23 protein-coding genes are annotated in these 22,004 nt (G+C 56.1%); 2 read left to right on the forward strand and 21 right to left on the reverse strand.

What is annotated here, in order from left to right:
• Positions 1–20: 20 nt before the first annotated feature.
• The 13 genes from pknB to J2Z49_RS04400 form a co-directional block, all read right to left on the reverse strand.
• The gene (gene pknB / locus J2Z49_RS04340) at positions 21–1,901 is read right to left on the reverse strand and encodes a Stk1 family PASTA domain-containing Ser/Thr kinase (protein ID WP_456151679.1); all 1,881 of its coding nucleotides are present in this window, start codon (positions 1,899–1,901) and stop codon (positions 21–23) included.
• Between the two features lie 61 nt (positions 1,902–1,962).
• A complete protein-coding gene (locus tag J2Z49_RS04345; protein ID WP_307400168.1) occupies positions 1,963–3,393 on the reverse strand; it encodes a peptidoglycan D,D-transpeptidase FtsI family protein in 1,431 nt (476 codons plus the stop codon).
• Positions 3,394–3,423: 30 nt separating this feature from the next.
• Complete coding sequence (locus J2Z49_RS04350; protein ID WP_307400170.1) at positions 3,424–4,719, reverse strand: FtsW/RodA/SpoVE family cell cycle protein; 1,296 nt, start codon at positions 4,717–4,719, stop codon at positions 3,424–3,426.
• A gap of 2 nt (positions 4,720–4,721) precedes the next feature.
• Positions 4,722–5,438: a Stp1/IreP family PP2C-type Ser/Thr phosphatase gene (locus J2Z49_RS04355; protein WP_307400172.1), complete on the reverse strand. Its 717-nt coding sequence runs from the start codon at positions 5,436–5,438 to the stop codon at positions 4,722–4,724.
• Positions 5,416–5,928: an FHA domain-containing protein gene (locus J2Z49_RS04360; RefSeq protein WP_307400174.1), complete on the reverse strand. Its 513-nt coding sequence runs from the start codon at positions 5,926–5,928 to the stop codon at positions 5,416–5,418. Before J2Z49_RS04360 ends, J2Z49_RS04355 begins: the two co-directional genes overlap by 23 nt.
• Before the next feature lies 1 nt (position 5,929).
• A complete protein-coding gene (locus tag J2Z49_RS04365) occupies positions 5,930–6,709 on the reverse strand; it encodes an FhaA domain-containing protein (protein WP_307400176.1) in 780 nt (259 codons plus the stop codon).
• A gap of 14 nt (positions 6,710–6,723) precedes the next feature.
• Positions 6,724–7,794, reverse strand: coding sequence for a 23S rRNA (adenine(2503)-C(2))-methyltransferase RlmN (rlmN, locus tag J2Z49_RS04370; RefSeq protein ID WP_307400177.1), 1,071 nt, complete (start codon positions 7,792–7,794; stop codon positions 6,724–6,726).
• A 112-nt stretch (positions 7,795–7,906) separates the two neighbouring features.
• Positions 7,907–9,268, reverse strand: coding sequence for a 16S rRNA (cytosine(967)-C(5))-methyltransferase RsmB (rsmB, locus tag J2Z49_RS04375; RefSeq protein ID WP_307400178.1), 1,362 nt, complete (start codon positions 9,266–9,268; stop codon positions 7,907–7,909).
• A gap of 6 nt (positions 9,269–9,274) precedes the next feature.
• Entirely contained in the window at positions 9,275–10,036 is a 762-nt protein-coding gene (locus tag J2Z49_RS04380) for a DUF116 domain-containing protein (protein WP_307400180.1), read from the reverse strand.
• Positions 10,033–10,989, reverse strand: coding sequence for a methionyl-tRNA formyltransferase (fmt, locus tag J2Z49_RS04385; protein ID WP_307400182.1), 957 nt, complete (start codon positions 10,987–10,989; stop codon positions 10,033–10,035). Before fmt ends, J2Z49_RS04380 begins: the two co-directional genes overlap by 4 nt.
• An 18-nt stretch (positions 10,990–11,007) precedes the next feature.
• The gene (gene def, locus J2Z49_RS04390; protein WP_307400184.1) at positions 11,008–11,472 is read right to left on the reverse strand and encodes a peptide deformylase; all 465 of its coding nucleotides are present in this window, start codon (positions 11,470–11,472) and stop codon (positions 11,008–11,010) included.
• 17 nt (positions 11,473–11,489) lie between these two features.
• On the reverse strand, positions 11,490–13,691 hold the full coding sequence (gene priA / locus J2Z49_RS04395; RefSeq protein ID WP_307400186.1) for a primosomal protein N': 2,202 nt from the start codon (positions 13,689–13,691) through the stop codon (positions 11,490–11,492).
• 2 nt (positions 13,692–13,693) lie between these two features.
• Positions 13,694–14,152, reverse strand: a complete 459-nt coding sequence (locus J2Z49_RS04400) for a hypothetical protein (RefSeq protein ID WP_307400187.1) — start codon at positions 14,150–14,152, stop codon at positions 13,694–13,696.
• A 183-nt stretch (positions 14,153–14,335) separates the two neighbouring features.
• Here J2Z49_RS04400 and J2Z49_RS04405 point away from each other — a divergent pair, with 183 nt between their 5' ends.
• Together J2Z49_RS04405 and J2Z49_RS04410 are read left to right on the forward strand one after the other, a co-directional pair.
• Positions 14,336–14,800, forward strand: coding sequence for a MarR family winged helix-turn-helix transcriptional regulator (locus J2Z49_RS04405; RefSeq protein WP_242656210.1), 465 nt, complete (start codon positions 14,336–14,338; stop codon positions 14,798–14,800).
• 68 nt (positions 14,801–14,868) lie between these two features.
• Entirely contained in the window at positions 14,869–15,234 is a 366-nt protein-coding gene (locus J2Z49_RS04410) for a hypothetical protein (protein WP_307400189.1), read from the forward strand.
• 12 nt (positions 15,235–15,246) lie between these two features.
• Here J2Z49_RS04410 and coaBC read toward each other — a convergent pair whose 3' ends face one another.
• The 8 genes from coaBC to dapF form a co-directional block, all read right to left on the reverse strand.
• Positions 15,247–16,455: a bifunctional phosphopantothenoylcysteine decarboxylase/phosphopantothenate--cysteine ligase CoaBC gene (coaBC, locus tag J2Z49_RS04415; protein ID WP_307400191.1), complete on the reverse strand. Its 1,209-nt coding sequence runs from the start codon at positions 16,453–16,455 to the stop codon at positions 15,247–15,249.
• Positions 16,456–16,475: 20 nt separating this feature from the next.
• Positions 16,476–16,682 (reverse strand): DNA-directed RNA polymerase subunit omega, encoded by a 207-nt coding sequence (gene rpoZ, locus J2Z49_RS04420; protein ID WP_072867167.1) that lies wholly within the window; start codon positions 16,680–16,682, stop codon positions 16,476–16,478.
• A 15-nt stretch (positions 16,683–16,697) separates the two neighbouring features.
• Positions 16,698–17,327: a guanylate kinase gene (gmk, locus tag J2Z49_RS04425; RefSeq protein ID WP_307400194.1), complete on the reverse strand. Its 630-nt coding sequence runs from the start codon at positions 17,325–17,327 to the stop codon at positions 16,698–16,700.
• Between the two features lie 2 nt (positions 17,328–17,329).
• Positions 17,330–17,611 (reverse strand): extracellular matrix/biofilm regulator RemA, encoded by a 282-nt coding sequence (gene remA, locus J2Z49_RS04430; RefSeq protein ID WP_307400195.1) that lies wholly within the window; start codon positions 17,609–17,611, stop codon positions 17,330–17,332.
• 22 nt (positions 17,612–17,633) lie between these two features.
• The gene (locus tag J2Z49_RS04435) at positions 17,634–18,512 is read right to left on the reverse strand and encodes a YicC/YloC family endoribonuclease (RefSeq protein WP_307400196.1); all 879 of its coding nucleotides are present in this window, start codon (positions 18,510–18,512) and stop codon (positions 17,634–17,636) included.
• A 77-nt stretch (positions 18,513–18,589) separates the two neighbouring features.
• Positions 18,590–19,783 carry a pyridoxal phosphate-dependent aminotransferase gene (locus tag J2Z49_RS04440; RefSeq protein ID WP_307400198.1) on the reverse strand — a complete coding sequence of 398 codons (1,194 nt, stop codon included), beginning with the start codon at positions 19,781–19,783 and terminating at the stop codon, positions 18,590–18,592.
• A gap of 25 nt (positions 19,784–19,808) precedes the next feature.
• Entirely contained in the window at positions 19,809–20,987 is a 1,179-nt protein-coding gene (locus tag J2Z49_RS04445) for an LL-diaminopimelate aminotransferase (protein ID WP_307400200.1), read from the reverse strand.
• Positions 20,988–21,012: 25 nt separating this feature from the next.
• Positions 21,013–21,855 carry a diaminopimelate epimerase gene (dapF, locus tag J2Z49_RS04450; RefSeq protein WP_307400201.1) on the reverse strand — a complete coding sequence of 281 codons (843 nt, stop codon included), beginning with the start codon at positions 21,853–21,855 and terminating at the stop codon, positions 21,013–21,015.
• Between the last annotated feature and the right edge of the window lie 149 nt (positions 21,856–22,004).

Here is a 22,004-nt window from a genome sequence, read left to right on the forward strand (position 1 = left end):
CCGGTTACGCTCCCCCCTTTTCAATCATCGTCATCGTTCTTTCCCTCTTGAAGAGCTTTCTGTCTCACCAGTTTATTATCAACGTATATTTGGATAGTGGCCCTGCCGTAATAGCGCACAGTCGTTTCCACTTTCTCCCCCGGTTGATGAGTATTTACATAGGCTAAAGTGGTTCCCCGGACATCGTTAATCACAATCTTGACCTGGTGAGCCTGCCCATCGTTGTCAAGGGGCACCCTCACCCGGGCCTCCCTGGGTACGGGTCCCGGCCCCTTGCTTAAGGTTACCTTTACGGACGTGCCCTGGTCAACCATGCTGTCGGGAGCAGGATCCTGACTGACCACCTGATTCTGGAAGTAATCGGTACTCTCAACCCACTCGACATTTTCATCCAGGCTCAGGTTGTTTTCGGCCAGCTTGGCTCGGGCTTGGTCCAGGGTCAGCCCGATGAGGTTGGGCACCTTGGACTGCCTGGGCTTTGGTCCCAGGGAAAGATAAACCGTCACCGGGGTGTTGGGAGCTACTCGTTCGCCGGCGGCAGGAGATTGTTGAAAGATCAGATCCGGGGGAACGTTATCGTCGTAACCTCTCTGCACCTGTTCGGCCAGGACCAGACCACTTTCAGCCAGGCGTATGCGCGCGTCTTCCAGACTCAGCCGGTACAGGTCGGGTACTTCCCGCAGGTCGGGGCCCAGGCTGACCGTGAGGGTGATGACCCGGGGAGGCTTTACCGGCGCATCTCCAGGGCCAATATCCTGGTCAATTACATATCCCTCGGGGATCCTGGGATGGTGCTCCTTGCGTACCGCCACCTGCAGTCCTAAATTGGTCAGTATCTTCTGGGCCTCGGATAACTCCTTGTTTATCACCGACGGCACTGTTACCGGGGTCGGTCCTTTAAGATAATTGTTCAGGGCAAATGCGCCCCCTGACAAAAGGGCCAGCAGGAGAAGGGCCAGGACCACCCATCCCACCGGACGCAACTTGCGACGGCGCACCCCTTCCTCCCTGGGCTTCTCTACCGGCTTGAGCACCCGGGTGGCCATCTCATCCAGGGGAATGAAACGGGTGGCCTCTTCACCGTCCCGGGCAAAAAGGTCTTCCAGGTGCCGGGCCATCTCCCGGGCAGAAGCAAAACGTGATTGGGGATTTTTCTGCATGGCTCGCAGGACCACCTGCTCCAGTCCCGGGGAAATACCGGGATTGCGCCGGGAGGGAGGCTCCGGTTCTTCCTGGATGTGTTTAATGGCTACGGCAATGGGACTGTCCCCGGCAAAGGGTACGCTGCCGGTAAGCATTTCATAAAGGACTACGCCCAGGGAATAAATATCCGACTGGGGGCCGGCCAGTTCCCCCCGGGCCTGCTCCGGCGAGAGGTAGTGCACCGACCCCACAATGGTGTCGGTCTGCGTGACGGTTGCCGCTGTGGCTTCCCGGGCAATGCCGAAATCAGTTAGTTTTGCCCGCCCGCTCTTCGTGATAAGGATATTATGGGGTTTAATATCCCGGTGCACGATGTTGTTCTCGTGGGCGTGTTCCAGGGCATCCAGGACCTGGAAAGCAATCTGCACCGCCTTTTCCGGAGACAGGGCCCCTTCCCGGCGAATGACGGTTTTTAAGTCCTCCCCGTCCACATACTCCATTACCAGGTACTGGATATCATCTTCCTGCCCCACATCGTAAATGGACACGATATTGGGGTGGGAAAGGCTGGCCACCGCCTGGGCTTCCCGGCGAAAACGACGGGTAAAGTCTTTATCCGAGGAGAATTCGGGGCGCAGGACCTTGATGGTCACCAGGCGGTTTAAAAAAGTATCCCGGCCTTTATAAACAATGGCCATTCCCCCGCCGCCCAGTTGTTCCAGGATTTCGTACCGGTTCCCCAACTGCCTCCCAATCATTACCTGTCACCTCAAGTCTTGGTTGGGTAGTTTAGCTTTTCCAATTCCATTCTATTCTAAACTACGGGCCGGCAGTCAGTACCGCCCGGATTATCTCCCGGGCAATGGGGGCAGCCACCACCCCGCCGGCACCACCGTTTTCCACAATCACCGCCACCACCACCCGGGGCCTCTCGGCCGGGGCAAAGCCGACAAACCAGGCATGGGTGTCCCCCCTGGGATTCTGTGCCGAGCCTGTTTTACCAGCCACGGTTATGCCGGGAAGAGCCGCCCCCCTGCCGGTTCCCTCCCTTACCACATCCACCATAGCCTCCTTGATGACACCGGCAACCTCCGGACTGATCGCGGTAAGCCATGGCCGTGGGACAGACTGTAAAAGCACCCCTCCGTACGGGTCCTGCACCCGGGCTAAAAGATGGGGGTGCATAATCACCCCATCGTTGGCAATGGCCGCCGCCACCAGGGCCATTTGCAACGGGTTGACCAGCACCTCCCCCTGGCCGATGGCGCTGGAGGCCAACTGTGGTTTATTCATCTTCTCCGGGGGGGTGAGGGTCCCGGGCCGGTAAGCAACTTCCGGAAGGCCACCCGCCCAGGGGTTTAAAGTCAAGCCAAAAGCGCGGGCAGTCTGGTAAAACCTTTCTGCTCCCATTTCCAGGCCCAAGCGGGCAAAAGTGGTATTGCAGGACACCGCCAGGGCACGGCGAAAATCCACCTCCCCATGGGCTGCAGTATCGGTAAGTCGAAAGCCGTCAATTATTAGACTGCCCTGACAATTAAAAATACGTTCGTTCACCTTGGGATTTGTAGTCAGGGCACCGGCTGCGGTGATTAATTTAAAGGTTGAACCGGGTGGATAGGCTCCCTGGGTAGCCCGGTTTAAAAGCGGTGCCCTTTTATCCTTCTGCAACAAATCGTATACGGCGAGAACCTTACCGTCACGGGAACGCCCGGCCGGTTGCCCGATGGCATTGGGATCGTAACTGGGACTGCTGGCGAGGGCTAAAATCTCCCCGTTTCTTGGATCCAGCGCCACAACTGCACCCCGACGGTTGCCGAGAAGCCGCATGGCCAGTAGCTGTAGGCGGGCATCTAGGGTAACTACCACATCGTTGCCCACCCGGGGACGCCCCAGCAGTCGGTCAATAATCACCTCAATTTTATCTTCGTCGGTCATGGCTAAAAGGTAACGGTCATACGCCGATTCCAGGCCGGTGCGCCCGTAACGCTGGGAGATAAAACCAACTACCTGAGCTGCATTTTTCCCCAGGGGGTAACTGCGCCTGCCCTCCTGGCTTTTTGCCAGTACCGTTCCCCGGCGGTCGTAGATGGTTCCCCGATGCACTTTGGCCTCGTAAACCGCCAGGCGCCGGTTATGGGGATCTGTGGCCAGCGCCGGACCAAGGAATACATTGATATAACCAATATAAAGGCTTAACAGGACAAAGGAACCCAGGATCACATAGCTTAGTCGACGGATGTTTGTTTTCATTTTCTCCCTCGCCAATGTTGCTCAAAAGCGCTAATCGTTTTCCAACGGCTTTAAAAGCTGTGTCTCGTGGGATATATTCAATAAAAGGCCCAAAATGATGAAATTGGCCACTAGGGAACTACCGCCGTAACTGACAAAGGGCAAGGTAACGCCGGTTAAAGGCAACAGCTTGGTCACCCCGGCAATAATGATAAAGGCCTGCAGTCCCATTAAGGCGGTAAACCCTGTTGCCAGAAGACAGGCAAAATCATCCCGGGCCGCCAGGGCAATAACGAACCCCCGGTAGACAAAGAGCATGTAAATGATTAACAGGCCAAGGCCGCCGGCCAGACCCAATTCCTCAGTTATAGCCGCAAAAATAAAATCAGTATGCACCGCCGGAACGAACTGGGGCAGGCCGGCACCTAGTCCGGATCCGGTGAGTCCACCCGCTGCCAGGGCGAAAAGGGATTGAACCACCTGGTAACCGGCGGTTTCCACGTACTGCCAGGGATTGAGCCAGACTTCCACCCGCAGCCGCACGTGTTCGAAAAGGACGTAGCTGCCTGCCGCCCCGGCTAAAAAGAGCGCCCCTCCCAGGCAAACATAGGCCATCCGGGCAGTGCTGGTGTAAACCATGGCTAAAAAGGTGGTAAAATAAATGAGCGCAGCACCCAGGTCCTTTTGAAAGACTAAGAGCAAAAGGGAAATACCCCACATGGCCAGCAACGGCCCCCATTCCTGCGGTGCCGGCAGGGCTACGCCCATTACCGTCCGGGTGCCTTCAGCCAGGGCCAGGCGGTTTTCCGCCAGAAAGGCGGCCAGGAAGAGCACCAGCAGGATCTTCACAAACTCCGAAGGCTGCACCTGAAACAATCCTAAATCAAGCCAGCTTTTTGCCCCTCCCTGCTCCACCCCAAAAAAGATGGGCAGCAAAAGACCAATTACCCCCGTCAGGGCATAAACATACTTATAATCGGCCAGCACCCGGTAACGGATCAAAAAGCGGGTAATCATCCAAAGGGTGAACAGGCCGATCATCAACCACACAAACTGGCGGAACGCGTAAGCCGGATTTAAACGATAAAGAAAAACCAGGCTGGTAGAGGAAAAAAGGGCCACCAGGGGCAGCAAAAAGGGATCCCCGCCAAAACTGGTCCATGACCAGAAGTAGTGCAGACCCCAGAAGGCCGCCATGGTGGTCAGCGCCCCCACCAGTACCACCGCTGTGGACGGTGCCGGTTTAAGGAAATAAAGTGCTCCCGCCCCCACCAGCAGGTAAGCGAAGGCCCAAAAAAGCAACTTTCCTTCGACGGCCCGCAAATGGTATGTCCTCGGAAAAAACACCTTTATTCCACCGCCATCAGGATCACGGTAATGTTATCACTGCCACCCCGCTTCAGGGCGGCCTGCAACAGCTTGTTCACGGCCCGGTTCAAATCCGGGTTTTTTTCCACCAGCGTGCCTATCTCCTGGGGCGATAAATGCACCGTTAAACCATCGGTGCACAAGAGTACTTTGTCACCCGGCTGGAGTTTCACCCGCCCTCCATCCACTTCTACCCTGGGTTCAATACCCAGGGCCCGGGTGAGCACATTGCGCTGGGGGTGACAACGGGCCTGCTCTTCACTGAGGCCCCCCAGCCGGACCAGTTCCTGCACCAGGGAATGATCTTCCGTAAGCTGGTGCATTTTTCCCTCGCGCAACAGGTATATGCGGCTATCTCCTACATGGGCCAGGTAAAGATAATCTTTTATAACCAGTGCCGCGGTCAAGGTGGTACCCATACCCCTGTAGCCCGCGCTACTGGAAGATAACTGATAAACCAGACGGTTGGCTTCCTGCACACCCTGTACCAGTATTGTTCCCGGATCGTCCGGGAGGGGATGGTGTGCCTTAAGGAAGCGCACCAGTTCGGCGATGGCCATCCGGCTGGCAATTTCGCCGGCCTGATGGCCGCCCATACCATCGGCCACGGCAAATAAACCCAAACCGGGTTCTACGCACAGGCTGTCTTCATTTACCCGCCGTACCAGCCCCGCGTCACTGGCTTGACTCCACTTCATAAGCCCACCTCACAAATTGAAAGGTAACACCGCCGATACGTAAACGGTCGCCATCGGCCAGAACGGTGGGCCGGTCCAGGCGCACCTCATTAAGATAGGTACCGTTTAGACTACCCAGATCCTGCACCCAGTACTGGTCACCCCGGGAAAAAATAACCGCATGCTCCTGGGAGGAAAAAGGATCGGGAATAACCAGGTCGTTATGTTCTCCCCGGCCCAGGGTAGTCCTTTCCCCCAGGTAAAAGGTCATCCCCTTTTCCAGCCGGGGATCGGGACTGGCCAGAACCACCAGCCGCCCACCCGGTTTCGGGACGGTAGCCTCCCGGTAACCAGGGAAAGGCTTAGTGTCACTGCCGGGGCCTCCCCCAGCCGCAGCCGTGGTCGGGTTTTCCCGTAGGCCCAAAAACATCTGGCGGACTACTACAAATAAGAAAGCGTAGAGGAGAAAGAGGAAAAGATACCGCAATACCGTCAGCAAAAGACCCAGCACATCATTCCACCTCGAAAACACAAAGGGTGGCGCCCATTTTAATGGTATCCCCCGGAGCTAATACCCTGGTATTCACCCGTACTCCATTAACATAAACACCGTTAGTGCTGCCCAAATCTGTAATCACATACTCGCCGCCCCGGTATTCTAGCTGGGCGTGACGGCGGGAGACACTGCCATCGCTTAAAACTACATCACAGGTATCCCGCCGGCCAATGACCATGGTGGAGGGTCGCAGGGTGAAAACCCTTCCTTCCTGGGGGCCGGCCTTGACCACCAGGCGCGCCCTGGGCCCCGCGGGAACCACCGGTACCGGGGCAGTGTGCCGGGCCGGTTGATATTGCAGGGTATCCTCGAACTCCCCTTCCCTGTTTCCAGCCGGGCGTGCTTCCTCCTCGCCAGGTATGTAAACCGCTTCCCCAAAGCGTCCCTCAATACGCATCTGCCCTTCCGGTACTGCCGCGTCCTCCTGGATTTCCACCCGGGGAGGGGCAACCAGGGTAAAGTTTTTTTCTTGCGCTTTTTGGGACAGGTAATCCTGTAACTCCCTGGCCAAAAGTGGAGCAATCGAAGAGACCGCACGGTAATCCTCCGGGTGTAAATAAACTGTGAACTCATTGGGTACATAAACCCGGCTGATACTTACCCGTTTCCGGTCCCGCATTTCCCGGGCCAACCTCTTGGCCATTTCCAAAGGTTGTACCCGGCCTTTAAATTTATCCCGGAAGAAGCCCTCAATGTATTTTTCCAAACTGCCTTCCAAACCGGAAAAGAGTCCCATGGGGGTCCCCCTCCCTACCCATTCAATCCCAGGACCCGGCGTCGCAGTTGCCCGCAAGCGGCATCAATATCGCTGCCCAGTTCCCGCCGCACCGTTACTGAAAGCCCGGCCTTTTCCAGCAAATTTTTGAAGTGCTGTACCCGCGTCGCGGGAGTGCGGGAAAAATCCCTTCTGCCCACGGGGTTCGCCGGGATGAGGTTGATATGGCAAAGCAATCCTTTTACCAACCGGGCCAGCTCAAGGGCACAGCGGGGGCTATCGTTCACCCCAGCCAAAAGGGCATATTCAAAGGTGATGCGCCGGCCGGTAAGTTTTATGTATTCCCGGCAGGCGGGTATCAACTCCCCCAGGGGATGGCGCCGGTTGATGGGCACGAGCCGGTTACGCAGCTCATCGTTGGGAGCGTGCAGGGATACGGCCAGGGTTAGGGGCAGGCGCCGCCGGGCCAGCTTTAAAATCCCCGGTACTACCCCACAGGTAGAGAGGGTAATATGCCGGTACCCAATATGCAAACCGTAGGGTGCGGTAAGATGTTCCAGGAAAATCATAACGTGATCGAAGTTATCCATGGGTTCCCCGGAACCCATGAGTACCACGTGGCTGATCCTCTCACCAACATCGGATTGCATGGCCAAAACCTGATCGTACATTTCCCCCGGTGAAAGGTTGCGAATAAGGCCGCCAATGGTGGAAGCACAAAAACAACAGCCCATACGGCAACCAACCTGAGTGGAGATGCAGGCGGAACGGCCGTATGCGTGGCGCATGAACACGCTTTCTACGGCCTGGGCGTCGGCCAGGCCAAAGAGGTATTTGATGGTATCCCCCCGGCGGGAAACCTGCTTTTGAACCAGGGTCAAGCCCCGCAAAAGGGCCATTTCTTTTAGCCTGGCCCGCAAGTCCTTGGGTAAATCGGTCATCTCATCCCAGGACGGGCAACCCCGCTGAAAAAGCCAGCGGGCCAGTTGCAGGGCCCTGTAAGGCGGTTCCCCCAACCGGCCTAAAAGGTCCTTTATCTGGTCAAGGGTGAGGTCCTTTAAATTAACCATGGCCGTGTTCCCCGTTTCGTCGACATCACCTATCATTTCATTATATTATACCATACCCGCAACTAAAAATTTTCAGATCCTGGAGCCTTTACTATGAGACGGCAATGTCCCTGGTTGGGAAAGCCGTTTCTTCGGGGCGGACTGCCATTCACGCGGGGAACCTCTTGCGCAGGCGGGTCATGAAAAATCCGTCCATCCCGTGCCGGTGAGGTAAAAGCTGGATGTAACCGCGGGACAGGGTTCCCTGTTCATCCAGACCGGCAGGCAAAAGTGTAGAAAGATCTTCCAGTTGAAACTCTGGATGGCGGGTTAGAAAGTCTTCCACCTGGCCGAGGTTTTCTTCCCTGGTTACGGTACAGGTACTGTACACCAGCACCCCGCCCGGTTTCAAGCAGCGGGCCGCCCCCTCCAGCATCTCTTTTTGCAGGCCTGCCATTTCCGCAATGGAACCCTCGGTCTTGCGCCAGCGGGCATCGGGCCGCCGCCGGAGCACCCCCAACCCGGAACAGGGGGCATCCAGAAGGACAAAATCGGCCCATTGATGCATACTCTGGTCAGGGTAACGGGCATCCGCCTCCACGGGCCGGACACAGGTGATGCCCAGCCGGCGGCAGTTGGCAGCAATCAATTTTATTTTGTGGGGATGGATGTCCAGGGCAGTTATTTCCCCCCGATCCCCCATCAACTGGGCCAGGTGTGTGGTCTTGGTACCTGGAGCAGCTGCCGCATCCAGTACCCGCGCCCCCGGAAAAGGCGACAGGGCATGTCCCACCAGGATGGAGCTTTCATCCTGGACCAGGAACAGGCCTTCTTCAAAGGGAACAAAGCCATGCAGGGAAGGAAAACCGGCTATCTTCAACCCTTCCGGAGCAAAGGAGGCTGGTTCCGCCGTCACACCCTCTTCCCTTAAGCGTTCCATTAATTCCTGACGGCTGACCTTCAGGGTGTTGGTACGTACCGTGTTGGGAGCCGGGCTGTTGTCGGCCTGACAGAGGGCTATCGTTTCCTCCAGGCCATATTCCTTAAGCCAGCGCCGGACCAGCCAGGCCGGATGGGAGTAACGAAGGGAAATGTGGGCAACCGGGTCGTCATTTAGATCGGGAAAAGGTATCTGCCTGCCCCGCCGGGCCAGGTTACGCAGCACCCCGTTTACAAAACCCACCACCCCGGGGTGACCGTAACGGCGAGCCAGTTCGCTGGACTCATTGCATGCCGCTGCATCGGGCACCCGCTCCATGTACATGATTTGATAGGCCCCGAGACGCAGGATATTACGGATCCACGGGTTCTGGGAGGCCAGGGGTTGGCGTAAGAAGTGGCCCAGGAGCCAGTCTAGAGTATTTAAACGGCGCAGGACGCCGTAGGCCAGCTCGGTGGCAAAGGCCCGGTCCAGCTTTCCCGGGCGGTAATGTTCCAGAATGCGGTCCAGGGCCAGGTTGGCATATGCCTCCTCCTGATCCACGGCATATAAAACCTTTAAGGCCACTTCCCTGGCATTGATCCGGGCCAAAACAAATCACTCCTTATCCAACCCGCAAAAGCAGCGAATGGCTCCCTCCACCATGGGTATGGACACGCAGGTATTGAAACAGGGTCCGTAGGGTCGCTCATTGGTCACCCCCAGAACGGGAATGGGATTGCTGTCCAGAATACCGCTGGCCAAATCTCGTTCGCAGGCAACGGCTACAATCGCCCGGGGGTGGTATTCCCGCACGTATTTGCGGGCCAGGGTACCCCCCGTAGCCAGTCCCATATTAAAATCGTATTTATCCTTTAATTCCAGCAACTTGCTTATACAGCATTTCCCACAACGGCGGCAGTTGTCAACATGGACCGTGATTTTATGGGGACATTCGCTGTACTGCAGGCAGTGGGGTACAAGCAAAAGCAATTCTTTTGGTTGCACCTTCAGGTGCCTGGCCTGTACCAGCTGGTTGTTGACTTCAATAAAGGATCTTTTAATCCGGTTGGAGTCTATGCGCAGCAGGCGGCCAAGGGCAAGGGCCACCGGGAAAAACAAACTTACGGCCACCCGCATGGGTCCCTGCAGCGGCTCAAAGGTACGGGCTGCCAGAAGGGTAATTACTATTCCCGCCAGGCCGCCAAAAGCCCAGAAGACAACCCCTACCAGCAGGGAAACCATGGTAAAAAGAATCACCTGGTAGGCAATCGAACGGGCCGGGTTAAAAATCAAGTACCAGGTACCCGCCGCCAGTAAAGCTACCAATAACAGGCTGGCTCCTAAAAGCCCTAAGAATAGCCGCTTATGAGTGTTCATGAATAGCAACCGCCCTTTGACCGGCCCAGAACCGTCCCCGGAGCCAGGGGGTGGCCGCGCAAAAACTCCGCCACGGGCAAACGCCGCCCCCCCTGCAGTTGCACTTCCTGCAAAGATAGACACCCCCTGCCCGTGGCCACCACCAGTTCCTCACCGGCGGCTATCACCTGGCCGGGCAAGGCTCCTTTTGGAGCAGCTTCCTCCTTCACCCCCGCCCGCCAGACCTTGAGCACCTTTTCTCCCCACCAGGTCCGGGCACCTGGCCAGGGGTCCAGCCCCCGGATCTGGTTGTATAAATCCCGGGCGGGTCTCTCCCAGTCAATTATTTCATCCTCCCGGGTCAAGGGGGGTGCATAGGTGGCGAGACTGTCTTCCTGGGGACGGGGATGAAGGCGTCCCTGTTTTAAGAGGTTCAGGGTTTGCAGCAAAAGCTCCGCCCCCAGTTGGGCCAGCCGGTCGTGAATCGCCCCGGCATTATCCGCTTCATTAATAACTACGGCCTGCTGCAACAGGATGTCACCCGTATCCAGACCCTCGTCCATGAGCATGATGGTTACACCCGTTTCCCTCTCCCCATTCATGATCGCTCGGTGAATGGGAGCAGCTCCACGGTAACGGGGCAGTAAAGAAGCATGAATATTGATACACCCTCGGGGAGGGAGGTGCAAAATGGAGGGCGGCAGGATCTGTCCAAAGGCCGCCACCACAATTACTTCCGGCCCAAGCTGTTTAAGCTGCTCAACAAAGGCAGCGTCCCGTACCCGGACGGGCTGCAGGACCGGTAGTCCCATGTGCAATGCAGCCTGTTTCACCGGAGAGGGTTGAATTTTTTTGCCCCTTCCTTTGGGACGATCGGGCTGGGTAACCACTCCCACCACCGGGTATCCGGCACCCACCAGTGCCTTCAGGGCGGGCACGGCAAAGCCGGGAGTACCCATGAACACAACACGCATAAATCCTTCGCTCCCTTATCAGGCCCCTGGTTTGACGCGCCGGATGCGCACGGCCCGGTCAATAAATAGTATACCATCCAGGTGATCGATTTCATGCTGCAATGCCCTGGCCAGGAAACCCCTGGCATGGTGTTCTACCGGGTTACCGTGCCTATCCAGCCCTTTGACCCGCACTTCAGTGGCCCTGGTCACTTCCCCTACTACATTGGGTAGGCTCAAACATCCTTCGGTATCAGTTTCTTCTCCCCGGGCCTCTACAATTTCAGGATTGATTAACTCAATTAAGCCTTCTCCAATATCCACAACAATTACCCGCTTTGACACCCCGATCTGGGGTGCGGCCAGCCCTACTCCCCGGGCGTAATACATGGTGTCCCGCAGGTTATCCAGCAGCTTATGAATATTGGGGGTAATTTTGGCAACCGGCCTGGCCTTTTCGCGCAAAACATCATCTCCATAAAGGACGATCTTAAAAACTGCCACCCCTTAAACCTCCTCAATTACATCATACTCTGTGGGGCAATGTCCACGGAAACCTGAACCCGGCGGTACCGGCCCGTTCCGGAGAAACTGTCCAGGGCGGCCGTTACCGCTTCCCGCAGAACGCCCTGCGCCGAAGCTTTCAATACCAGGTGCCAGCGGTAGCGATCCTTAATGCGGGTGAGGGGAGCAGGGGCCGGCCCCAGCAGTTCAACCGGCACGCCAGCAGCATGGACTGCTTGGGCCAGGAAACCTGCCGCCTCCTGGACCTCCTTTTCCATCCTCCCGGTGACCAGCAACCGGGCGAGGTGGGTATAAGGAGGGTAGCCCAGGGTCCGCCTTAAAGCCATTTCCCGGCGGTAAAACCCCTGGTAATCGTGGTTTTGGGCACAGGTTACGGCATAATGTTCCGGAGAATAAGTCTGGATCAGCACCTCTCCCCCCTGCTCTCCCCGGCCGGAGCGACCGGCCACCTGGGTGAGCAACTGAAAAGTACGTTCGCTGGCCCGAAAATCGGGCATATAAAGGGAAATATCGGCATTGATTACTCCAACCAGGGTTACGCCGGGAATATTCAGCCCCTTGGCCACCATCTGGGTACCAATGAGGATGTCCGCTTCACCCTCACGAAAACTATCTACGATCTCCCTGTGGGCACCCCGCCGGCCTACGGTATCGCTGTCCAGCCGCAGGACGCGGGCCGTGGGAAATAATCGCCGGATTTCCTGTTCTACCTTTTGGGTGCCCATACCAAGATAGGCTACATGCCGGCTACCGCAACCGGGACACAGGGAGGGAGCCAGCACACTGTAGTTGCAATAATGACAGCGTAGCCGCCCGCTGACATGATAGGTGAGGGAAATATCGCAGTGGGGGCATTTCAGCACCAGACCGCACTCCCGGCAAACCACAAGCGTGGAATAACCCCGCCGGTTTAAAAAAAGGATAACCTGTTCCCGGCGGGATAATCGCCGGGCGATGGCTTCCTGGAGAGCACGGGAAAAGATGCCCTTGTTCCCTTCCTGCAACTCCCGCCGCAGGTCGACAAGGCGCACGGAAGGCAAGGGGAGTTCGCCTACCCGCCGGGTCATTTCTAGTAAATGGTACGCTCCCCCACCAACGGCCTGGCAATATGATTCCAGGGAGGGGGTCGCGCTACCCAGAACTACCACCGCCCCGGCATACCCGGCCAAACGCAGGGCCACCGTCCGGGCATGATAGCGAGGGCTTTCCTCCTGTTTGTAGGAGGGTTCGTGTTCCTCATCTAAAATGATCAAACCGGGTTGTTCCAGGGGGGCAAAAATGGCCGAGCGGGCACCCAGCACCACCCCGGCCTCCCCGGTACGAAGGCGCTGATATTCATCATATCTTTCCCCGTCAGAAAGGCGGCTATGTAGCACAGCCACCCGGCGGCCAAAACGCCCCCTGAAAATATCAATCATCTGGGGGGTAAGGGCAATTTCCGGAACCAGCATCATGGCTTGTTTTCCCCGGGCCAGGGCCGCAGCGATGGCGTGGAGGTAAACCTCAGTTTTCCCGCTGCCCGTTACCCCGTGGAGCAAAAAAACCTGCCGTCCACCTTTTTGATCCAGGGCCTCAATAATCTTACTTACCGCCCGGATCTGTTCCCCATGGAGAACAGGTGGTTTTATCCTTTTTTCAGGCAGATCCTGGCACGGGTCCCGGGACTCAATGCGCTCCTCACTGCGTAAAAGCCCCCTGGCAACCATGGCATCCACCACCCGGGGGGAAACGCCGGCCGCTTCTGCCAGCTCCTTCCTGGACAGGCCGGGGCGGGCCTGAATAACCTGCCACACCGCAGCACTCTTTGGTGCTCGCCGGGGATCGGGAACCTCGCAGCAGGCCGCCGGCCACAATCCCCGTACCTTTTTCGGCCCCTTTACCTGTAAAAGGGGCCAGATCATGGCTCGCAGTGCTTTAACCGTAGGGCAGAGGTAATAGGCCGCCATCCAGCGGGCCAGGGCCAGTTGGTAGGGGGTGAATAGGGGCCCCTCGTCTAAAAGGGCAGCCACATCCTTTAAATCGGCAGGGTTCGGTGCCGGACTAAAACCAACCACATAGCCTTCTACTTTACGGCGACCGAAGGGTACCAGCACCCGGCTGCCAACCTGCACCTTGCCGGCCAGGGAAGGGGGCACGTTATAATGAAAGACCTTGTCCACCTGGCGGAGAGCTAAAGACACCAGCACTTCCGCGTGCAACCTTATCTCTCCCTGCTACCAAACTTCAGGCGGGGTACACAGGCCCGGGGGGGCGGGGCAGAAACCTCCGGTGGGGGCTCTTTTTTCGGTCTCTCAAACTGCCAATTTATGGTAAATACCGGTTTTTTCGTTTCCGCACCCTTGGCGGCCGCCTCCAGCATCCCGGGCGGCGGCACCGGTACCGGTAACTGTCCTTCCTCCGAGGGAAAACGGGGGGCGTGGGTAATGGTAATGCTGCTTAAAATGAATTCGTCTTCCCGGGTCAGCTCTCCACCGCTGTAATAACGCCGGCGCAATTCAGCCCTTGGAATAAAGGCCGAAAATTCCGCCGGCACACTTATCTTGTTGCGACGGCTCATGCGCATGGTTAATTCCCCAAGCCGGATGTCGACTTTGTCGACCTGGCGCCACTTATGCCGCTCCGGACAATAAGGCGCGCAAAACCAGGGATGGAAGAACATGGGACTCACCCCCTGGTATATTTTACTGCCCATAGCGCTGAAAGGATACATTTACAACCTTACAAGTGTCAAAAATTAAGCAATCCTGTGCCCGCAGGGAATATATGAACGGGTATTAACCATTGACGGAAGTATTTAATATATTTACAATTAAAGTACAAGAACATTTTAGGAGGAATGCGCTTGCCTCCAGAAAAAAACCAGACCCAGGGAGAAGGTTACCTGGCCGTACGTACCGTAATTGAGCTTACCCGAACCATGGATCTGCTGGAAGACTTGCTGGCCAGGCACTTTGCCCATTTCAACCTTTCCCAGCCCAAATTTAATGCCCTGATGGAACTTTATTATGCCGGGGAAGAGGGTCTTCCCCTTTCCGAACTGGGGCAGCGCATGCTGGTTAGCCGGGCCAATATTACCGGCCTGGTGGACCGGCTGGAAAGGGACGGGCTGGTAGTCCGTGTTGTTGATCCTAAAGACCGGCGTGTGATCCGCGCCCAAATCACTCCCAGGGCCGTACAGCTTATCCACGGGGTCTTACCCCTGCACATGGACCTGCTTAAACGAGCCACATCCAGCTTAAACATCGAAGAAAAGGAAACCCTTATCCGTCTTTTAGTTAAACTGCAACAGGGCCTGGATAAATTGTAAAAGGCCTTTGAAGCCGCCGGCCACAAACGGGCGGAAATTTAACACTTTTGTTAAGGAGGCTGATCGCTTTGAAGTGCGCCAGATGTGAGGAAGAAGTATTACCCCAAGATAGCTACGAATATTACGGGCAAACTTTATGCGAGGACTGTTATATTGCCGCCCTGCAACCTCCGAAACCCTGCGACCCGGCAGCCGTGGCCAGCGCTAAAGCCACCAGAACACATCTGGGACAGATAGGCACCGACGGGTTGACCCCGCTCCAGAAGAGAATTTATGAATACATCAAAACAAAGGGAAAGGCAACCAAGGAAGAACTGGCCAGTACCTTTGATCTGCCCCAGTGGGAACTGGAAAAACAGTTTGCGGTTTTGCGCCATTGTGAACTGATCAGAGCCACCAAAGAAGGAAATCAAGTATACCTCACTTTATGGTAAGATAAAGACCTTTTAGCTGTGCGTCTGGGAACGCAGCTCTACAACCGCATCGAGAATGCGGTGTGCCAGTGTTTTTTTGTCCATCACAGGCAGGGACTGGACACGTCCGTCGCGATAGAACAGCTTGACAATGTTGGTGTCGGTGCCAAAGCCCGCACCCGGTTGGGTAACATCATTGGCCACAAGCAGGTCCAGATTTTTTTTGCGCAGCTTTTGCAGGGCATTGGCCTCCAAATCTTCGGTTTCAGCAGCAAAACCCACCAGTGTCTGGTGTGGTTCTTTGCGTTGCCCCAATTCATATAAAATATCGGGATTTATTTCAAGTTCCAGGATCAGAGTTTCCCCGGTCTTTTTTATTTTCTGGCCCGCTACTATTTTGGGGCGGTAGTCGGCCACTGCTGCCGCTTTAATCACCACATCCTGGGTGGAAAAGCGTTCCATTACAGCCTCGTACATCTGCCGGGCGGTTTCGACGGAAACCAGCTCCACGCCGGCGGGCGGGTCCAAACTGGTGGGAGCGGATACCAGGGTAACCACAGCCCCGCGCTGTATAGCTGCCGCGGCCAGGGCATAGCCCATTTTACCCGAGCTGCGGTTGGAGATATAACGCACCGGATCCAGGGGCTCCCTGGTCCCTCCGGCGGTAACCAGTACTTTTAATCCACCAAGATCATCCGGTAAAGAGAACAGGCCTTTGATATGTCCCAGGATGACCTCAGGGGCAGGCATGCGACCGCGACCTTCCACACCGCAGGCCAGGCGGCCCACCTCCGGTTCTAAAACATGGTAACCCATCCCAACAAGCCGTTTAAGGTTGGCCTGCACCGCCGGATGCGCATACATGCTGGCGTTCATGGCCGGGCAGAGAAGCACGGGGCAGGTAGCCGCTAAAACCAGGGAGCTTAAAAGATCATCGGCGAGGCCGTGGGCCAGCTTGGCCAGTATATTTGCCGTGGCCGGGGCAATCACAACTAAATCGGCCCTGGTGGCCAGCTCAATGTGGGGAATAGCTCCACCGGCAGGGGGGCCGAACAGGGCAGTATGCACCGGTCGCCCGGTAAGGGCGGCAAAGGTTAGGGGTCGCACAAATTCCTGTGCCGCCTGTGTCATGACCACGTCCACCAGGGCACCGGCCTTGACGAGGGCACTGGCTAACTCCGCGGCTTTATAGGCGGCAATTCCCCCGGTTACGCCTAGGATGACGGACTTGCCCTCAAGCATGCTTTTCGCCCCCCCATGCACTACTTAACGCCATGTTTGGTCCGGCGGTAACGGATCTGACCCCGGACAACTTCGTGTAATGCCCTGGTAACCGGCTTTACTGCCGGGTTATCTCCTTCTTCTTCGCCTGTTTCCGTCAGCATTCTTGCTCTTTTCGCCACCACCACGACCAGCGTGTAGCGGCTATCAACTTTTTTCATTAGTTCGTCCAAAGATGGTTGGTTCATGGCGATCCCCCGCACTCACCAGGAATTCCCTTTAAAATCCATTAAATTACCCCAGCTTTCATCCATTTTTATGCGCTGAGGACGGCATTTTTCGGCCACAAGAATTGATTGAAGGGCAGCTACAGCTTCCTCAACATGCCGGTTAATCACCACATAATCGTAACGGAAAAGGAACTCTAATTCCGTGTTAGCCCAGTGCAACCGTCTTTGAATCTCTTCGACGGGTTCAGTACCGCGACCGGTAAGGCGCTCGGCCAACGCAGCCCGGGAAGGGGGTAGGAGAAAAACCAGTACCGCTGAGGGAAACTTCTTTTTTACCTGCAGGCCCCCCTGAACATCAATCTCCAGGAGCACATCCTCACCCCTGGCCAGGGCATCCTCTACCGTTTTTAGCGGCGTACCGTAATAGTTGCCATATACTTCCGCCCACTCCAGCAATTCCCCGGCATCGATCATTTGCTGGAACTTTTCCCGGGAGACAAAAAAGTAATTAACCCCGTCCACTTCACCGGCCCGGGGTTTTCTGGTCGTAGCGGAAATGGAAAGGTGAATCCCCGGTTGTTTTTCCAGCAAAGCACGGCAAACGGTACCTTTACCGGCCCCCGAAGGACCGGACAGTACCATCAATATGCCCTCTGATTTCATGATTATTCATCCGGCCGCTCTTCCGGGTGGGCAGGAGTGCTCTCCTTGTTTACCAGACGATGGGCTACCGTTTCCGGCTGTACGGCGGAGAGAATTACGTGATCGCTATCGGTAATAATCACTGCCCGGGTACGCCGCCCGTAGGTGGCATCCACCAGCTTGCCCTGATCACGGGCCTCGTTAATAATGCGCTTGATAGGTGCCGATTCGGGGCTGACAATAGCCACAATGCGGTTTGCCGAAACAATATTACCAAAGCCGATATTAATTAATCTAATCTCCATCATTTTCCCCCCTGCCACGGGATTATTCGATATTCTGCACCTGTTCCCGCATCTTCTCCAGTTCGCTTTTTACCTCCACCACCACCCGGCTGATTTCAAGGTCAGGCGCTTTAGAGGCAATGGTGTTGATCTCCCGGTTCATCTCCTGGATCAGGAAGTCCAGCTTGCGGCCCACGGGGCCACCCTCGTTCAGAAAGTCCTGGAACTGGGCTATATGACTTGCCAGGCGTACCACTTCCTCGGCAATACTGGAACGCTCGGCAAAAATTGCCACCTCCGTAGCCAGCCGGGCCTGATCCAGCGGTATATCGCGCAACCACTCCTGCAGTCTTTGGGTCAGGCGGTTGTGGTACTCCGTGACCACCTGTGGTGCCCTGGCTTTGATTTGCTCGTTCAGTTCCGCAATCCGTTCCAGGCGGCGGGTCAAGTCCACCTTAAGCTGGCTACCTTCGGAAAGGCGCATTTGCACCAAACCATCCAGCGCCTGTTCCAGGGCCTCGGAAACCAGGGGCCACCATGCATCATCATCTTCAACAGGCTCGTCCACCACCAGCACTCCCGGTAGATTAATCAGATGCTGTATGGTGACGGGATCTGTTAACCCCAGGGTGACCTTTAATTCCTCCATTGCCTTATAATACGATGTAGCCAGGGCTTTGTCAACTTTTACAACTGGACTTTGTTCACCGCATTCCTCCACGGAAAAGTAACCGTCAATCCGCCCGCGGGAGATGCGGGACTGAATCAGCCTCCTGGCTGGATCCTCCAGAGAAACCATATTCCGGGGCAGGCGCAGGACAACTTCACAAAAACGATGATTCACAGATTTAAGTTCCACCGTAAATTTTTTGCCCTGCCCGCACGATTCACCCCGGCCAAAGCCCGTCATGCTCCTAAGCAAAAATCCTGCTCCTTTCCAAAAATGTATTAATTGTTAGCGCAAGGGGAACGATCAGCCCTCGTTCCCCTTAATTAATTTTAATCAATCTGGAAGAAAAACTGTTCAATGCGGTTGAGTCCTTCCACAATGTTTTCCATGGAGGTGGCGTAGGAAAGGCGGAAACAGCGGTCATCGCCAAAAGCCACCCCGGGAACCACCGCCACCTTGACCTCATCCAAAAGAAGGCTGGCCAGATCGCTGGCTCCGTTAATCTGCCTCCCTTTATACTGGCGGCCAATATACCTGGCCATAGAAGGAAAAACATAAAAGGCACCGCTCGGAGTGTTACAGGAAATTCCCGGTATAGCGTTCAACCGCTGGAGCATGTAATCACGCCGCTGCCGGAATTCCGCCACCATTTCCTTCAAGGGCTCCTGGGTGCCGGTCAGGGCAGCCACACTGGCCGCCTGGGCAATGGAGGTGGGATTGGAGGTGGAGTGACTTTGCAAATCAACCATGGCCCTGGCCACCTCCGTGGGGGCGGCAGCATAGCCAATGCGCCAGCCCGTCATGGCATAGGCCTTGGACATTCCGTTAATGACCACCGTTTGCTCCTTTAAAGCCGTACTTAAGGAAGCTATGCTCACGTGTTCGCAACCGTCATAAATCAGTTTCTCGTAGATTTCATCGGAAATAACCACCAGCCCGTGGTCTTCAATTACCTTTCCTAACTCCACCAATTCTTCCTTAGTGTATACTGCCCCGGTGGGGTTGCCGGGAGAGTTTATAATCACCATCTTAGTGCGCGGGCTAACTACCGACAGCAGTTCCTCGGCGGTCAATTTGAACCCGTTTTCCTGGCGCGTCTGGACGATTACTGGTACCGCACCGGCCAGCTTGATCTGCTCCAGGTAGGTGACCCAGTAGGGTGCCGGCAAGATAACCTCATCCCCCGGCTGAAGGAGTACCATCATGGCGTTGTAAAGGGAATGCTTGGCCCCGGCGGAAACCACAATTTGCTCCGGCGTATACTCCAGTCCGTTGTCGGCCTTCAATTTTTGCACGATGGCTTCCTTTAACTCCATGGTACCGCCCACCGGGGTATATTTGGTCATACCCTTGCGGATGGCGGCCATGGCCGCTTCTTTTATATGCTCTGGAGTATCGAAGTCCGGTTCCCCCGCACCAAAATTAATAACCTTCTCTCCGGCAGCAATCATTTTCTTGGCCCGGGCATCGATGGCCAGGGTGGGTGAAGGATTGATGTTCTTGACCCTGTCGGCAAGTTTCACGGCTGATCACTCCTGCAACGCGTTTTTAGAATCTTACTGGCCCGAGGTTTTTCCTAATGCGTTCCACTGCTTCTTTTAAACGGGCAGTATCCACAGTGAGGGACATGCGGAAATACCCGGCTCCATTGGCACCGTAACCGGTACCAGGCGTTATCACAACCCCGGCCTTTTCCAAAACCAGCTCGGTAAAGGATTCGCTGGTGTGCCCCGCCGGAACGGGAGCCCAGACATAAAAGGTAGCCTTTGGTTTTTCCAGTTTCCAGCCCAGGGAGTTCAAGCCGTCCACCAGGATGTCCCGGCGTTCGCGGTAAAGGGCGTTAACCCGGTCAATAACTTCCCGCGGCCCGTTTAACCCCGCCATGGCGGCATACTGGATGGCCTGAAATTGTCCGGAATCCAGGTTTGACTTCAGGCGGCCCAGAGCCTCGATGACTTCCGCGCAGCCTGCGGCCCAGCCAATCCGCCAGCCGGTCATATTAAAGGGCTTGGAAACGGAGCTAAACTCAATGCCTACCTCCTTGGCGCCGGGGACTTGCAAAAAGCTTGGCGGCCGGTAACCATCAAAGGCCACTTCCGAATAGGCCGCGTCGTGACAGACCAGGACGTTAAACTCCCGGGCAAAGGCCACCACTTCGGCAAAAAAAGACTCACTGGCCACCGCCCCCGTGGGGTTGTTGGGATAATTGATAAACATCATTTTAGCCCGCCTGGCCACTTCTGTGGGGATGGCAGCCAGATCGGGAAGGTACCCCCGATCGGCCTTTAAGGGCATATAGTAGGGCTCCGCCCCGGCAAGGATGGCTCCCCCTGCATAAACAGGATAACCCGGGTCTGGTACCAGCACCGTGTCCCCGGGGTTGAGATAGCACCAGGAAATATGGGCGATGCCTTCCTTAGAACCAATAAGGGTGACCACTTCGGTTTTGGGATCAAGCTGTACTCCGAAACGTCCGGCATACCAGCTGGCCACTGTCTGGCGATAGCTTAGCATACCTACGGAAGAAGGGTACTGGTGGTTGGCCGGGTTGCGGGCTTCCTTAATCAGCTCCTCGATAATATGGTCCGGAGTAGGCTGGTCCGGATCGCCAATCCCCAGGCTGATAATGTCAACCCCGGCAGCCTTTTTTTCCTCGATCAGCCGCTCAATGCGGGCAAAAAGATAGGGGGGTAAGTTTTTTATGCGTTGCGCCTGTTCGAACCGCAAAATCAATACCTCCTTTAAACAACTACTATGGACAAGGGATCTGGCCGCAGAAGACCTCCTCCGCCGGCCCGGTCATGTATAGATGTTCGTCTTCCTTCCATTCAATGAACAGGGTTCCCCCCGGTAAGTGAACCTTGACCACACGGTCCGTGTAATTGTTCAGCACACCGGCCACCACCGTGGCACAGGCCCCGGTACCGCAGGCCAGGGTAGGCCCCGCGCCCCGCTCCCAAACCCGCACCCTTACTTCGCCCCTGTTTAAAACCTGCACAAACTCCACGTTGGTTTTGCGGGGGAAAAGGGGATGTTTTTCCAGTTTTGGCCCCAACCCGTGCAGGTCTACCAGCTCCACATCGGGAACAAAAAGCACACAGTGGGGATTGCCCATGGAGACAGCAGTTATATGGAAGGCTTGCCCCTCAAGAACCAGGGGTTCACTGATCACCCGCCCCGGAGGGCCGATCATGGGTATGTCCTGCCGTTCCAAACGGGGAATGCCCATATCCACCCGTACCGCGGCCACCAGCCCGTTCTCCAGCACCAGCCGGGGCACCATCACGCCGGCCCTGGTTTCGATATGCATTACTTCTTTGTTGATCCCGCCCCGCTCGTAGAGATATTTGGCCACGCAGCGAATGGCGTTGCCGCACATTTCTGCCTCGCTGCCATCGGCGTTAATGATCTGCATGAAGGCATCGGCCCTGGGGCTTGTGCGGAGGAGCACCAGGCCGTCGGCCCCAATACCAAACTGGCGGTGACAGAGCCGCCGGGCTATTTCAGATAAATCCTCCCCACCCGGCCACTCCTGTTTCACCAGATCGACCAGGATAAAATCGTTTCCCAAACCGTGTACTTTAAAGAAATGCAATCAGGTAAGCCCCCTTAGGATCTGCCGCCTACCCCTCCCTGCGTTTGGCGACAGTACTCCTGAATCGTATTATTTCCTTAGGCGGAAGGGACAAAATTAATACTTCGCCCTGCCCGGCAGTTTTCCTGCAAAACAACCAAAATTCGGGC

Origin of the sequence: Desulfofundulus luciae (genome assembly GCF_030813795.1) — a bacterium.
Classification (GTDB): Bacteria; Bacillota; Desulfotomaculia; order Desulfotomaculales; family Desulfovirgulaceae; genus Desulfofundulus; species Desulfofundulus luciae.

Coding starts and splice junctions, on each gene's coding strand:
- pknB (WP_456151679.1), bottom strand. CDS start 1,901: ATGATTGGGAGGCAGTTGGGGAACCGGTACGAAATCCTGGAACAACTG.
- J2Z49_RS04345 (WP_307400168.1), bottom strand. CDS start 3,393: ATGAAAACAAACATCCGTCGACTAAGCTATGTGATCCTGGGTTCCTTT.
- J2Z49_RS04355 (WP_307400172.1), bottom strand. CDS start 5,438: ATGAAGTGGAGTCAAGCCAGTGACGCGGGGCTGGTACGGCGGGTAAAT.
- J2Z49_RS04365 (WP_307400176.1), bottom strand. CDS start 6,709: ATGGGACTCTTTTCCGGTTTGGAAGGCAGTTTGGAAAAATACATTGAG.
- rlmN (WP_307400177.1), bottom strand. CDS start 7,794: ATGATAGGTGATGTCGACGAAACGGGGAACACGGCCATGGTTAATTTA.
- J2Z49_RS04380 (WP_307400180.1), bottom strand. CDS start 10,036: ATGAACACTCATAAGCGGCTATTCTTAGGGCTTTTAGGAGCCAGCCTG.
- fmt (WP_307400182.1), bottom strand. CDS start 10,989: ATGCGTGTTGTGTTCATGGGTACTCCCGGCTTTGCCGTGCCCGCCCTG.
- J2Z49_RS04400 (WP_307400187.1), bottom strand. CDS start 14,152: ATGTTCTTCCATCCCTGGTTTTGCGCGCCTTATTGTCCGGAGCGGCAT.
- coaBC (WP_307400191.1), bottom strand. CDS start 16,455: ATGCTTGAGGGCAAGTCCGTCATCCTAGGCGTAACCGGGGGAATTGCC.
- rpoZ (WP_072867167.1), bottom strand. CDS start 16,682: ATGAACCAACCATCTTTGGACGAACTAATGAAAAAAGTTGATAGCCGC.
- gmk (WP_307400194.1), bottom strand. CDS start 17,327: ATGAAATCAGAGGGCATATTGATGGTACTGTCCGGTCCTTCGGGGGCC.
- remA (WP_307400195.1), bottom strand. CDS start 17,611: ATGGAGATTAGATTAATTAATATCGGCTTTGGTAATATTGTTTCGGCA.